Genomic DNA, 13,413 nt, shown 5'->3' on the forward strand with positions numbered 1-13,413 from the left:
CAAGCAGATAAGCGATTACTCAGCTTCAATGTGCACAGTTTCACTGTAATCTTGCACCACTTCAGCCACTCGAATGCGGTAAGAGTTAAACAAACACGGCACTATGCCAGTTTGCTCGGCAATACTGTGGGCCATCTGATTGCGCCATTGGGTGATAGAAGCTTGGTCTTCCCAAAACGACAGGCTCAGCACTTTGCCATCGTCGGTTAAACTCTGAAAACGTTCGATCGAAATTAATCCCTTACGGCCAAGATACCCAAACAACCTCAAGATGCAGGATTCAGCGGGAATTTAACGCACTTTAGGCAAGGCGGCTATTTGCAGACCTAGTGGGCTAAGTTAAAAATAGTCAACACAGCATAAAGTGCGTTAAAACCCGCCGGGACGGAGCGCCCAGGGCACTCCACTTCTGTGTTGCATCAATTCAAAAGGTAGCCGACATTCTGTCATTGATGCGCCTTGAATTGGAGCACCCTGGACGCTCTGAAACTCGTATCTAGAGATTATTTGGGTATCAATATTGGCGCATTTCAGCCGCCACATGCAGATACTCTTCCTTCCCTTCTTGTGTCGGGATGACTTCAAAAATTACAGCGATCATAACGCTCTCCAGAAATTAACGTCCTTAAATGTCGACTTTAAGATTAGCCCAACCACGGCGCGATAGCTCGCTGATTTTTAGACTTTTAGTCAATCTGATAACTCTGTCTACAATGTGGGCAATAACCCGAAATATAACAAGTTATTGCCCACGATGTCGGCTTACTTGAGGTTAATCAAGCTCATCGATTCGCTTGTCGCCACGATATAGCCAGCGATATAAGGTCGGCAAGACCAGCAAGGTCAGCGCCGTCGAGCTAAACAAGCCACCGATAATCACCACTGCCAGCGGCTTTTGGATTTCACTGCCAACCCCCGATGACAATAGGATAGGGATCAAGCCTAAGGCTGAGGTCAGTGCCGTCATCAACACGGGACGCAAGCGCCCAACCGTGCCCTCATAAACACAATCATAAAGAGCTTCGCCGCTTTGCCTACGCTGATTAATCGAATCCACCAACACCACACCGTTGAGCACGGCCACCCCAAATAAGGTGATAAAACCAATTGAGCTAGGCACTGACAAATAAGTGCCACTGACATACAGGGCCGCTATGCCGCCAATCAAGGCTAAGGGCACGTTCGCCATGATAAGTATCACTTGCTTGAATGAACCAAAGGAGAAGTACAACAGTAAAGCAATCAAGGCGATAGAAATTGGCACCACTAGCATCAGCTTTTGCTGCGCTCGCTGCTGATTCTCATACTGGCCGCCAATGATCACTGTATATCCCGCGGGTAAATCCGCCTGTGGCACTAAAGCATAAATGTCTTTCACCACAGAGCCCATATCACGCCCCGCCACGTTGGCCTGCACCACCACTCGGCGCTGCACATCGTCACGGCGAATATTTGGCGGCGCCATTTCCACTTCGACGCTAGCGACTTCGCCTAAGCGCACAGTGGCGCCATTCGTGCCGCTGAGTAACAAGTCCTTAATCGCATCTGGGCTAGTGCGAAACTCGGCCGCGAGGCGCACATTGATGTCGTATCTTGCGTTGCCATCAATCACTTGGCCTGCACTTGCGCCGCCAATGCCTTGGCTGACAAGGCTCATCACTTGATCGACACTAATGCCGTAGCGCGCCAATAACTCGCGTTTGGGCCGCACAACCAATTGCGCTTCTCCACTCACTTGCTCTAATGACACATCGACGGCACCGGGAATTTTCGCGACAAGATCGGTGAGCGCTTGGCCTCTCTCCGATAACACGGCTAAATCTGGGCCGAAAATTTTGATCGCTAACTGGGCTTTTACCCCCGAGAGCAATTCATCTACCCGAGTCGCAATCGGTTGCGAGAAAGTCAGCAAGAGTCCGGGGAACACACTGAGTTTTTCCTCCATCAGGCGTTGCAGCTCTAAGCGCGAGCTTGCCGATTGCCATTCAGATATTGGCTTAAGTCCAATATAAACCTCGATATTACTCACAGGCTCAGGATCGCCGCCAAGCTCAGGCGCACCAATGCGGCTCAGGGCATATTCCACCTCGGGAAAGGCCAGCAAGATAGCTTCAAGTTTGGGCGCGACCGCCAAAGACGTGCCCAAACTCGCGGTTGGTGCCAGCGTGACCCTGAGGTTAATCGTGCCTTCCTCCAGCTCAGGCACAAATTCAGTGCCAAGCCTTGGCAGTAACAATAAACTTAAAGCAAACATAAATAAGGCACTGAGCATCACTACCTTTGGCCTAGCAAGTGTTGCCGTCAGTAGCTTGCGATAAGCGGCATCCAGCGGCGCTAAGACCACGCTTTGTTTGAGCACCACACCCCGCTTGAACAAATACACAGCAAGGGCTGGCACGGCAATCAAGGCCACCAGCAGCGCTGATATCATTGCCAGAATGATACTGACCGCCATCGGCTGGAACAGCTTGCCTTCAACGCCTTCGAGGGCAAACAGTGGCGCAAATACCACTATGATAATCGCCGTCGCGAAGAAGATTGGACTACACACCTCTTTGGCCGCGAGCATGATGCGCACAGCCATATTGGCCTGCTGACCACCGTCCTCATCGCTATGATATGGGTCTGCCTCACCATCGGCGCGCGTTCTCGCCTCCAGCAAATGTCGACGATCCGGCTGAGTTAAGTGTTTGAAAATGTTCTCTACCATCACCACGGAACCATCGACTAACATACCAATCGCCACGGCTAAACCGCCCAGCGACATCAGGTTTGCCGACAATCCATAGTAGGACATCACCATGAGCGCGAGCCCGATAGACACAGGAATAGACAAGAGCACCAGCAAGGTTGCGCGGATATTGACGAGGAACAGCGCCAAGATCACCACGATAAACACAAAGGCCATTAACAACGCATCGCGCACTGTGGTCACGGCCTTATCGACCAGTTCGGCTTGATCGTAAAACACTTCAAAAGACACGCCATCGGGCAAGGCCTGCTCGATAAGACTCACCCGCGCGCCGATATCATCGATAGTCGCTTTGGTGTTGGCGCCCATGCGTTTAAGCACGACCCCCGCCACCACTTCGCCGAGGTTTTGTACGTTGCCAGCCTCATCGCGGCGAGTCATAGTCACAGCGCCGACACGGATTTCACTGCCAAAATTCACCTGAGCGATATCACCCACCCGCACGGGCGTGCCTTTATCCTCCGTAAGCGGGATCTGTGCGATCGCCGCTAAGCCTTCTGCTCCTGCAGGCAACATGCCGTAGCCGCGCACCACAAGTTGCTCTTGGCCTTGGTCCATAAACCAACCGCCAGCGTTGCGGTTATTGCTCTCTAATGCCTCGGTGACTTGCGCCATCGACAAGCCATAGGCGCGCAATTTATTCGGGTCGACCTGTACCTGGTATTGGCGCACATCGCCACCAAAAGACAAGACTTCAGTCACGCCGCCAACGGGCATCATGATGAGTTTCACAAGGTAATCGTTCAAACTGCGCAGCTCGGCAGCATCGATACCTGAGCTAGGTTCAGCGCGCAGAATGTACTGATAAATCTGTCCTAATCCCGAAGTATTCGGGCCGATCTCGGGCACTCCGACGCCGCTTGGGATCATCTCCCGCGCCGCTTGCAACTGTTCAAACACTTGCTGACGGGCGAAGTAAATATCCGTCCCTTCGGCAAATACCACAGTCACAATCGACAAGCCGGTACGCGACAAGGAACGTACCTCTGTCACCGCCGGCAAGGCGTACATGGCCGATTCCACCGGATAACTAATGAGCTTTTCCACCTCTTCTGCGGCTAACCCTTCGGCCGCAGTATTGATGGTCACTTGCACGTTAGTCACATCGGGAAAGGCATCGAGATTCAATTTAGGCAGCATCACCACGCTTGCCATTATCATGGCGAGCAAGGCCAACACCACTAACAGCCGATTTTTAATCGCGGCTTCGATTAATTTTTGCAACATAGAAAATTCCTCAAGCGTTCAGTGGCGACATTAATGGTTATGGATATCAAAGCCTGCTTTCGCCTGCTCGGACGCCAAGAAAAATGCGCCAGCCACCACGACCTTGAGTTGTGCCTGCTGGGCTTTTTCAAGCTCAGCGCCGCGCACTAAACTCAAGCCGCGCTGACGCTGCACCACTTCTACCTCAATGGACTCGAAGCCATCTTCATCTTGAATAAAAATCTGCCAGTCGCCATCGCCGCTGCGGGTGAGCGCCGCATCGGGCAGCACGATTCCACCAGCCTTATCAGCAGAGTTGGCGACAGTATTGGCAAAGTAGAGTTCGGCAAATTGCCCCGCATGCAGCACATGATCAGGATTGGACATACTCACCAGCACTTGTTCGGTGCGCGTCACGCTATCGAGTTCATGGGAGCGACCTATGATCTTGCCCGCCAGCGTCTTATCCCCCACTTGCACTAAGGCTGCACTGCCGACAGTGATATGCGCGGTTTGGGTAGGCGTTAACTGCGCCTCAACCCACAGATAGGACTCGTCGGTCAGCTGCATTAACGGCGTGCCCGCACTAAATACTTGGCCTAACATGGCGATATCTTGCTGCACTCGTCCGTCAATCGGCGCTAAAAGTTGATAACTGCCGATGGCTTCGGGCGTCAATTCCAGTGCGCGAATTTGTGCTTGCGTCATCTTAATCGCCTCTAAAATCGCGCGTTTAAGTTCGGCATCCACCTGCGCCTGCATACGGCGGCTGACACTCACGGCGCCTTCGCTCATGCGCTTAACTCGGCTCCATTCGGCGGCGGCATTGATGTAATCCGCCTGCGCCTGCGCAACGGCTGAGCCGCCCAAGGTCAGTAAAGGCTCACCTTTTTTGACTTCTTGCCCCGGCACCACATGGCGCGCTAACACGCGCACATCGAGCTGCGGCGCAAGGGTGGCGGTTCTATCGCGATCGACCACTAAGGTCGCCGTCGCCCTAATATCCAGATTCAAATTGGCGATATTCAAGCTATCGCTCGACAGGGGTAATAAGCTAATGCCCGCCAATGCTTGCTGCACTTGGGTCAATTTCAGCGCCTGTGCACCGTGTTCATCCGTCGGCGCCGTTTGCGTTACCGAATCACCGCTTTCCTTAGCCGCGGGTGCGTGATCACCGCCAGCCAATACAGGCTGAGCGTTAAATACAAACGTGCTCAGCACTAAGAATGCGAGCGCGATTGTTGATAGGTTAAACCGACGCTTTTCAGGGGACGTGACAGCATCCAGTTGAAGGACATTTTCGTAGTGAGTATTTGAATTCATTATTGTGACCTCATTGGTTTACTGTGCGCGCGGCGGCATTTGGCATGTGTGAAGGTGCTTGGCTGATCTGTTCAGCCGTACCATTCAAAAAGGGCATAAGCTGACCGCTTTCGCCCATCCACGTTAACCAGCTCTGATAAATGGCCGTTTCTAGATTCAATCCCACCAAATAACTGGCGGCCAACTGACGGCGACTCTGCAAGTACTCGCTGGTACTCACATCGCCCGCTTGCCATTGTTGGCTTAAGGATTTAGCGGCTTTGGCACCGGACACTTGTACTAACTCGCGCCAGTCTTGGTAACGCTCAAGTAAACGCGGTAACGCGTAGAGGACGTGTTTCTGCTTGGCGGTAAGTACTCGCTCACGGGCAAGATAGCCTTGCTCGGCGATCGCGATGCCCTTATCGGCCACGGCTTGTAACTCACTGTAGTTATTGCGAACTTGCAGAGGAATCGATACACCGACACCGAGCTTATTGTCCGTGCCCTCCTTTTCTGCGCCTAGGCTAATGGTCGGGTCCGCTGACGTATCGGCCTTGACTTGCATGGCATTGACTCGCGCCAACAACACTTGTTGGTAAGCGCTCGCCAGTGCTGGCAAAGTTGATTTGGAGGTGCCCAACTCGGGCGCTGGCGCTTGCTTAGCCTGAGTCACGAAGACATGGATCTCCTTGATGAACTCACTAAAGGCGAGATTATTATCCCCAAGCAACTCAATCACTTTGCCGTCAGCCACTAAAGCTGCCTGCTCGGCTAAGGCATAATCGGCGGTATTGGTTGCTAACTCGAGTTGCATCAATTGCAACTCAACGTTAGACAAATCCCCCGCCGCCAACCGCTGCTTGGCAATGCCGAGCTGCGCCTTAGTAAACCTGAGTTGCTGCTCGGCAAAGGTCAGCGCCTTACGACTTTGCGCCTGTTCTGCCAGCGCCAGTAAGCGTTCGGCCAACATTTGGTTACGCTCTAAACCTATGTCAGCGAACAGGATTTGGGCTTCAAGCTCGGCACGTTTTGTCGCCACGCCGCGCTTATCTCCCCAATCTAAGGTTTGACTCAGGCCTAAGCTGTAGGAATCTGTGTCGGCATTTTGATAGTTAAGCCCAAGTTCAGGGTTATACACGGCGCGATCCGCCGCCTGAATGGCAAGCTCTGCTTGTTGCTGCCGTGTAAGCTGCGCCTGCACTTCAGGTAACTGATTGAACTGTGTGAGTAACGCGGGCAACCATTGGCCGAAGGCAACATATGGCGTGTCGGTTTCTTTGGCGGGTAAGCCCAGTGATTGAGCTTTAAACACCTCGGCTTCAGGAGCTTTGTTTTCAAGGAAGACTTCAAGAGTGTCATTTTCTGCCGCGAGGGCAAAGGCTAGCAATCCGGCAGCCAATACTAATCCGCAGCTCAGCAAGCCCGATCGAAACAGGCAAGCCAAGGTACGGGCGAGAGTCGTTTTGTTCATCGCAAATCCTAACAATATCGAATGTGAATCGGCTGACTTTTGCGCCCAATGTGAGACAGCTAGATTTGAGCTTCATTTGAAATAACTCAATGCAAAGCAATCCTACCGTTCTGGGCATGGCAAATAAGCGCCGATCGAATCATCCCGCCAAGCAATACATAACTAAAACTATGCGTAACTTAAGCTATGCATAACCAACACATCGCATGGCTAAAAGGCCGATGGCCGGCACAACAACTCACGCTGCTGAGCATCAGTTAAATCGCATTTGGGGGATGAATATAAAAGGCTTATCGCGCGGCGAAATAGATTGAGATCCAAGAAGATGAATCAAGATCCTTAGACCGAGGAATAAGCTGGATATTGGGGGATTAAGCTATTGGAGGACGGTACTTAGGTAAATTATCGGGCTGAAAATAGGATAAATTAGCAGCGAGAAAGACGCTTTCTAACGCTTGCACAGGCTGGCTTAGCCCAGGAGATAACAGCGCCACATGGCCGCCATGGCATTGGCAATCGAGGCACAGGTCAAAATATTGTAATTCAGTGGTTTTCACTAAGTGGGAATGCAATTCGCTGGCATGATTCTCGCCCACGTTATTGCCTAACACATCAATACTTGCACCAATATCGGCAAAGCCTAGGGCTTGCTCACTTGGGCAAACGCAATCGACACATTGGGCTAAAGTGGTCACTTGGGCGCTAAATTGCAGATGGGGATGATTATCGGCTTCTTCCGCGCCATTGCCCGCATGTAACTGATGCGCACCCAAATTCGCGCCAGCAAATTGCAGCACGATAATGGCTATCAGTAAGGTCACCATTCGAGTAAAAAATGGCTTAGCGGTAGAATTCAAATATCACCTTATTAGCATTAACAATGGTTGAGTCACTTATTTAAGGGCCAAGGACTAAGGGTTACCCAGCATCTGACCCAAAGCTGAAGCAGAAGTTCACAGCTTGCAAACAGTAGTATGCAAATATTAGCTAGCTAAGCTGTGATGCTTAAACCTGCGTTTTATTCAAATATGATGTTAAGCCAGCTTATTTAAACACGCAGTGTTTAGCGTAATCGGCGGCTTCATTGGCAGTCCAATCGCCAGATGGCTTATCTTTCATCTGCTTACACCAAGCATCGCTACCGACTTCTGGCGCGCAGGCACTCAGCCCAGCGGTAAACGCCAGCACCAACGCAATAGCACTGATTTTAGAAACATTTTGCTTAGAAAAAGCGTGCGATTTAAATAAAGACATACTTCATTCCTTGTAAATACGGTCTACATAAGACCATTAGATATTCGAACGCTTAGTGATCCAAGCAATCGCTTTGGTTTTCTGTTCTAGGGGAAACCATGCCACTTCGCCCTGCATAAAAGGCCCAAGTAAGCGCACCGAATTTCCCACCCAATCAGGACCGCCCACAAATACTAGCGCTTCAAAATTAGGTAATTGGACTTCACCACTGCCGGTGAGTGACTCAAATTCCCAGCCCTCGAGTAACACGTCCGCCTCAATATACAGGCAAACTTGGCCCCAATCCTTACGATAACTCTTAATCGCTGGCTGTAAACGGGTCCGATAATCGGTGGAGGATAGTCGGCCACTGGCAAAAAGACTGATAACACCCTTAGCAATATCGGGGATTTGGCATAACATAGAGGCACTCCGAATCGAGAACACTTTTGCAAGCAATGGCCTTGGCCAATGCAGTGGCAAAGAATGCGCCCGATGATAACAAATCTATTGAAAAGCCATAAGTGATTATTGATAGCTTCTCAATCCATGCTGAAAAATGCCTAAGTTTGCCATGATAAAAATCTCAAACCGTGTGGAACTTCAGGAAAATGAAATCGAGTGGCAATTTATCCGTTCGAGTGGCGCTGGCGGCCAGCACTTAAATAAAGTGTCTACCGCTGCGCAGCTGATCTTCGATATTAAAAGCTCATCATTGCCCGAGTTTTACCAAGAACGCCTGCTCAACAAGGCCGATCACCGCATCACTAAAAGCGGCAAAATCATCATTAAATGTCAAGCGAGTCGCAGCCAAGATGCCAACCGCCAAACGGCGTTGGAGCAATTTATCGCCTTAGTCGCCAGTGTCGGTGAAGTGCAAAAAAAACGCATCCCTACCCGCGCAACTAAAGGCAGCCAAACGCGGCGATTAGAGTCCAAGAAACAAAAAGGCGCCACTAAAGCCATGCGTCAGCAGAAGACTGACTATTAGCTTTAATAATTAGTCGCGCTACTAGCTTAGATAGAAGTTAGGCCGCAGTTGAAACTGGCTGACAATGGCGCAGAATTTCAATGGCATAGTCGGCTCGCACATGATCAGCTCGCACACAATCGACTAACGGATAATGCAAAATCGATTTGAACAGGTTAAGTTAGTGACCTATCAACAAAACTAAAAAATGCCTCCCAGCTTTAATCCCAAGGCACCTGGTAAAGGAAAGCGCAATGAGTCACAAAATTTTGCTCGTCAATGGCCCCAATCTCAACCTCTTAGGTCGCCGCGAGCCCAGCGTTTATGGTCATCAAACCTTGGCCGACATAGTGGCGGAGTTAAATCAGCAGGCAAAGTTGGCGGAAGTTGAGCTCGAGCATATTCAGTCCAATGCCGAGTTTGAGTTGATCAACGCGATTCATGCGACCGATGCGCAGATGATTATTATCAACCCCGCCGCCTTTACCCATACTAGCGTTGCCCTGCGTGATGCCTTGCTTGGTGTCGCAATTCCGTTCTTTGAAGTGCATTTATCCAATGTGCACGCCCGTGAAGCCTTCCGTCACCATTCCTATTTTTCCGATAAGGCGATAGGCGTGATTTGCGGTTTCGGTTCACAGGGTTATGAGTTTGCGCTGGCGGCGGCCATTAAGCGGCTCAACCAGCCACAGTAATCCCATTCAATAGCGTGCTTTGCAAGGGCAGATAAATGGCAATGGATCTTCGTAAAATTAAAAAACTCATTGAGTTAGTACAAGAATCTGACATAGCAGAACTGGCGATCACCGAAGGTGAAGAATCAATTCGCATCACTCGCTACAGCCCTATGCCAGCCAATGTGCAGTCATCGCAAACGCCAGCCACAGCACGCGTGGCACCTTTGAATGCACAGGCAAAGCAAACAGGCATTTCGCCAAGTACAGAAGGTTTTGTGCAAGTCTCGCCTATGGTCGGCACCTTTTACGCAGCGGCAGAACTCGATGATGTGCCGCTGGTTAAAGTCGGCCAAAAGGTGAGCCAAGGTGAAGTTGTCTGCATTATCGAAGCGATGAGAATGATGAATCCCATCCAAGCCGAGCGCGATGGCGTGATCAGCGCTATTTGGGCCAAAGACGGCGATGAAGTGGCATTCGATCAACCGCTATTTACCTTAATCTAACCGCTCGCCTTATCATGAATTGAAGCGCACTTGAGTTTAAGCTGCGGTTTTCAAGCAAAGGCAGCATTAACCGAGGTCACTATGATATTAATTACCGGCGCCAGCAGTGGTTTAGGCGCGGCGCTAGCATCGCTCTACGCCAAAGAAAATGAACCGCTAACACTCACAGGCCGCAATGCCGAGCGTCTACAAACCGTCGCCAATGCATTAACGCCCTTCTCCAACAAGCCTATCGCCGCGATCACCGCCGATCTCGCCAGTGAATCGAGTCTCGAAGCCCTGTTCGATGGCCTGACGCAAGCCCCTAAAACCGTGATCCACTGTGCGGGCAGCGGCTACTTTGGTGCGATTGAAACCCAAACTGCTAGCGATATCCACAGCCTGCTCAATAACAATGTCACCTCGACGATTTTGTTAGTGCGCGAGCTAGTGAAACGCTATAAAGATCAAGCGGTCACTGTGGTTGTGGTCATGTCCACCGCAGCGCTTGCCGCCAAGGCGGGAGAATCCACTTACTGCGCGGCAAAATGGGCAGTGCGGGGATTTATCGAGTCGGTGCGATTAGAGCTTAAACAAAGCCCAATGAAGTTGATTGCCGTGTATCCCGGCGGTATGGATACAGGCTTTTGGCCAAGTAGCGGTAAAGCATTAGATACCACCAGCTTTATGTCCGCCGATGAAGCGGCTGGCATGCTCAAGCAAGCATTAATCGCCACCCAGCACGGTTATATCGCCGATATCACCATACAAAGAGCCTAGCTCTAGCCGAAACTGAGGTTGGCGGATTGCGCACAAAACAGGTTCGAAACGCAGGATAGCAGCACCTCGAACCTGAGTGATCCGCTTGCTAGTCAGCGCAGTTAGCTGTGTTTAAGCTCACCGCGCGGCGACTCTCCCTGTGGGTCAGCCACCACATCACAAGTCCTCCTAATGACAACAAAGACGCCGCATAACCTGTCGCGGCAATCCCTTGTCCAGACAGGATCACTAAACTGCCCACCCAAGGACCAATCGCATTGGCAAGATTAAAGGCACATTGCACTAACGCACCTGTCATGGCCTGCCCATCGGGCGCCACATCCATCAATCTTGCTTGCACTATGGTGGCAAGTCCCAAGCCACAACCGACAAAGAATACTACGGGCATCAGCGCCCAGTAATGTCCAGTCAGACTCGGGTAAATCGCTAATACCACAGTGCTTAACACTAACGACCAAAACGCCGCAGCTAAGGCCGACTTATCCGCCGCCCAGCCACACACCAGCGTGCCCAATGTTGCGCCAATACCAAATACCGCCATCATAATCGGGATCTTAAACGGCTCGACTTGTGTCACTTGGATTAAGGTTTCAGCCAGATAGGTATACACGCAGAAGATACCGCCAAAGCCAATGGCCGCGATACCGAGCGTCAACCAGACTTCACGATTCTTCAGGGTTTGCAGCTCTTTCCTTGGACTCGCATCAGCGGCCACGGCCTGATCAGGCGCTAAAAAATACACCATCACAGCGGTAATAGTTGCCAAAATCGCCACTATGCCAATCCCTGAGCGCCAGCCCACAGTTTGCCCCATCCAAGTGGCAAACGGCACACCGATAATCGTCGCCAGTGTAAGGCCAATAATCACCCGCGATACGGCGCGGGCCTTCATTTCTGGCGGCACTAAAGAGGCCGCGAGCAACATAGCCACACCAAAATAGGCACCGTGGGGCAAGCCGCTGAGAAAACGGAAAAAGATTAGCCAATTCAATGATGGCGCTAACGCACTTAAGCCATTGGCCACCGCCATTAAGGCAGCTAAAGCAATCAAGAGTGTTCGCCGCCTGACCCTAACCGCCAGCACCATAATAATCGGCGAACCGACCACAACCCCCAGCGCATAGGCGCTAATGGCATAACTCACGTGGGCGACATCTACGCCTAAATCGCTGGCGATATAGGGCACTAAAGTCATGGAAGCAAATTCTGTGGTACCTAAGGCAAACGTCCCGAGCGCTAAGGCGAGCAACACCCATAGTGTACTGGCGCCCTTATGCTGATTTTGGACAGATGGATTTTGAACCTGATGTTGAACGGTTTTCAAACGTTTTCTCCGCTATGCTACAAAACGACAACTAGCTAATACCAATCGTATTAAATATCTGTTCATTCAGCGGGAGTTCAACGCGCTTTAGACAAGGCGAAGGCTTGAAGGCATAGTGGTGCTCTGTCGAAAGCCTTGAACGCAGTATAAAGCGCGTTGCCATGCCGTTAACATCAGCCGCCCTCCGCGAGCCACACAGGCATCCCACTCCCGTGTTGCATTGACTTAAAAGGGAATACCATTTCTGCGTCAATGCGCCTTGGATTGAGATGCCTGTGAGGCTCTGAACTGATTAGATATTTAATGTGATTGGTATAACTCACTAATAAAAGATAACCAATAAATTGGAGCCCACTAAGGGGCTCCAATTTCTCAGTCATTTACCTAATGTAAATCTATCTGACTAACTGTTCTTGATAAGTTTGACTGTTCCAGTCGTAGGCGTAAAGCGTGCCTTGCCACTCGTAAAGTGTACGGCCATCTTGCTGCACAATTCTGGCATTGCTCGGCAAGCTAGACACACTGTGCGCCGCCCGTGGACGGGGAGTCGCAGCCGTCTTGCTTGCGGCATTACTAGCTTGCGACACCAGTTGCCCAGTCGATTGTCCGGCCATATTTACAGGCATACTCGATACCATACGGCCTTCACTCGCAGAATATTGCATACTGGTTGTGACCCGTACAGGCGCAGAAATCGCCACAGGTTCATCGTCGTAGCGCATAGGAATCGACAATCCTATGCCCGAATAGGGCGAGTTCCAGTAATTTCGAGCGTAAACGTCACGCGAAGTATTCCAGCCCCAATCATTATTCCATTGGCTGTTCACACCATAACCGACATTCCAGCCAGAACCCCAACCTGTTGCGAGACCTAAACCCAATCCTAAACCCCAAGGGTAATAGGGACGATAATAGGGACGATAGTGGCGATTATTGTTGCGCACATGGCGGTTGTCGTAATGGTTGTCATGACGATTGTTGTAATGACTTTCTCCACGGCTGTGGCTATCACGATGACCTTGGCGCTCGCCTTGCTCCGAATGGTCCCGATTTCCGGCAACCGCCGCAGTCGACACACTGAGCGCGCCCAAGAGCGATATCCCCACAGCCAGCGACAAAACCAAACACTTTAGCGGCCGCTTAAGCACGCCATGTGATTGACTTTGAACACACTTTCCTTGAGTAAACTTTACTGGGATATTCATATAAACCT

General features: G+C 51.0%; 13 protein-coding genes and 1 pseudogene. 4 read left to right on the forward strand and 10 right to left on the reverse strand.

Annotated features, from left to right (window positions below):
- Positions 1-15: 15 nt before the first annotated feature.
- The 8 genes and pseudogenes from KV201_RS01270 to KV201_RS01300 all read right to left on the reverse strand — a co-directional run bounded on the left by KV201_RS01270 (position 16) and on the right by KV201_RS01300 (position 8,390).
- The gene (locus tag KV201_RS01270; RefSeq protein WP_226058288.1) at positions 16-270 is read right to left on the reverse strand and encodes an antibiotic biosynthesis monooxygenase; all 255 of its coding nucleotides are present in this window, start codon (positions 268-270) and stop codon (positions 16-18) included.
- Between the two features lie 247 nt (positions 271-517).
- A pseudogene (locus KV201_RS22590) lies at positions 518-601 on the reverse strand (antibiotic biosynthesis monooxygenase); the annotation flags it as partial.
- Between the two features lie 171 nt (positions 602-772).
- On the reverse strand, positions 773-3,979 hold the full coding sequence (locus KV201_RS01275) for an efflux RND transporter permease subunit (RefSeq protein ID WP_226058289.1): 3,207 nt from the start codon (positions 3,977-3,979) through the stop codon (positions 773-775).
- A gap of 30 nt (positions 3,980-4,009) precedes the next feature.
- Positions 4,010-5,281, reverse strand: coding sequence for an efflux RND transporter periplasmic adaptor subunit (locus KV201_RS01280; protein ID WP_226058290.1), 1,272 nt, complete (start codon positions 5,279-5,281; stop codon positions 4,010-4,012).
- Between the two features lie 10 nt (positions 5,282-5,291).
- Positions 5,292-6,734 (reverse strand): TolC family protein, encoded by a 1,443-nt coding sequence (locus KV201_RS01285; RefSeq protein WP_226058291.1) that lies wholly within the window; start codon positions 6,732-6,734, stop codon positions 5,292-5,294.
- Between the two features lie 371 nt (positions 6,735-7,105).
- Positions 7,106-7,558 (reverse strand): hypothetical protein, encoded by a 453-nt coding sequence (locus KV201_RS01290; RefSeq protein WP_226058368.1) that lies wholly within the window; start codon positions 7,556-7,558, stop codon positions 7,106-7,108.
- 220 nt (positions 7,559-7,778) lie between these two features.
- Positions 7,779-7,988 (reverse strand): DUF3012 domain-containing protein, encoded by a 210-nt coding sequence (locus tag KV201_RS01295; RefSeq protein ID WP_226058292.1) that lies wholly within the window; start codon positions 7,986-7,988, stop codon positions 7,779-7,781.
- Between the two features lie 36 nt (positions 7,989-8,024).
- Positions 8,025-8,390: an STAS/SEC14 domain-containing protein gene (locus KV201_RS01300; RefSeq protein WP_006079956.1), complete on the reverse strand. Its 366-nt coding sequence runs from the start codon at positions 8,388-8,390 to the stop codon at positions 8,025-8,027.
- Positions 8,391-8,526: 136 nt separating this feature from the next.
- Between KV201_RS01300 and arfB the strand changes: the two genes are divergently transcribed.
- The 4 genes from arfB (at position 8,527) to KV201_RS01320 (ending at position 10,876) form a co-directional block, all read left to right on the forward strand.
- A complete protein-coding gene (arfB, locus tag KV201_RS01305) occupies positions 8,527-8,958 on the forward strand; it encodes an alternative ribosome rescue aminoacyl-tRNA hydrolase ArfB (RefSeq protein ID WP_011845670.1) in 432 nt (143 codons plus the stop codon).
- A 233-nt stretch (positions 8,959-9,191) separates the two neighbouring features.
- The gene (aroQ, locus tag KV201_RS01310) at positions 9,192-9,632 is read left to right on the forward strand and encodes a type II 3-dehydroquinate dehydratase (RefSeq protein WP_006084274.1); all 441 of its coding nucleotides are present in this window, start codon (positions 9,192-9,194) and stop codon (positions 9,630-9,632) included.
- A 35-nt stretch (positions 9,633-9,667) separates the two neighbouring features.
- Positions 9,668-10,117: an acetyl-CoA carboxylase biotin carboxyl carrier protein gene (gene accB, locus KV201_RS01315; RefSeq protein WP_226058293.1), complete on the forward strand. Its 450-nt coding sequence runs from the start codon at positions 9,668-9,670 to the stop codon at positions 10,115-10,117.
- 81 nt (positions 10,118-10,198) lie between these two features.
- Entirely contained in the window at positions 10,199-10,876 is a 678-nt protein-coding gene (locus KV201_RS01320; protein WP_226058294.1) for an SDR family NAD(P)-dependent oxidoreductase, read from the forward strand.
- An 88-nt stretch (positions 10,877-10,964) separates the two neighbouring features.
- On the opposite strand, the gene KV201_RS01325 is transcribed toward KV201_RS01320, so the two are convergent.
- Positions 10,965-12,200 carry an MFS transporter gene (locus tag KV201_RS01325; protein WP_226058295.1) on the reverse strand — a complete coding sequence of 412 codons (1,236 nt, stop codon included), beginning with the start codon at positions 12,198-12,200 and terminating at the stop codon, positions 10,965-10,967.
- Between the two features lie 395 nt (positions 12,201-12,595).
- A complete protein-coding gene (locus tag KV201_RS01330; protein WP_226058296.1) occupies positions 12,596-13,405 on the reverse strand; it encodes a hypothetical protein in 810 nt (269 codons plus the stop codon).
- Between the last annotated feature and the right edge of the window lie 8 nt (positions 13,406-13,413).

This window comes from Shewanella sp. SR1 (genome assembly GCF_020447145.1).
Classification (GTDB): domain Bacteria; phylum Pseudomonadota; class Gammaproteobacteria; order Enterobacterales; family Shewanellaceae; genus Shewanella; species Shewanella baltica.

Excerpts from the sequence above, each read along its gene's own strand:
- KV201_RS01280 (WP_226058290.1), bottom strand. The coding sequence starts at position 5,281 with ATGAATTCAAATACTCACTACGAAAATGTCCTTCAACTGGATGCTGTC.
- KV201_RS01320 (WP_226058294.1), top strand. The coding sequence starts at position 10,199 with ATGATATTAATTACCGGCGCCAGCAGTGGTTTAGGCGCGGCGCTAGCA.
- arfB (WP_011845670.1), top strand. The coding sequence starts at position 8,527 with ATGCCTAAGTTTGCCATGATAAAAATCTCAAACCGTGTGGAACTTCAG.
- accB (WP_226058293.1), top strand. The coding sequence starts at position 9,668 with ATGGCAATGGATCTTCGTAAAATTAAAAAACTCATTGAGTTAGTACAA.
- KV201_RS01300 (WP_006079956.1), bottom strand. The coding sequence starts at position 8,390 with ATGTTATGCCAAATCCCCGATATTGCTAAGGGTGTTATCAGTCTTTTT.
- KV201_RS01275 (WP_226058289.1), bottom strand. The coding sequence starts at position 3,979 with ATGTTGCAAAAATTAATCGAAGCCGCGATTAAAAATCGGCTGTTAGTG.
- KV201_RS01295 (WP_226058292.1), bottom strand. The coding sequence starts at position 7,988 with ATGTCTTTATTTAAATCGCACGCTTTTTCTAAGCAAAATGTTTCTAAA.
- aroQ (WP_006084274.1), top strand. The coding sequence starts at position 9,192 with ATGAGTCACAAAATTTTGCTCGTCAATGGCCCCAATCTCAACCTCTTA.
- KV201_RS01285 (WP_226058291.1), bottom strand. The coding sequence starts at position 6,734 with ATGAACAAAACGACTCTCGCCCGTACCTTGGCTTGCCTGTTTCGATCG.
- KV201_RS01290 (WP_226058368.1), bottom strand. The coding sequence starts at position 7,558 with ATGGTGACCTTACTGATAGCCATTATCGTGCTGCAATTTGCTGGCGCG.
- KV201_RS01330 (WP_226058296.1), bottom strand. The coding sequence starts at position 13,405 with ATGAATATCCCAGTAAAGTTTACTCAAGGAAAGTGTGTTCAAAGTCAA.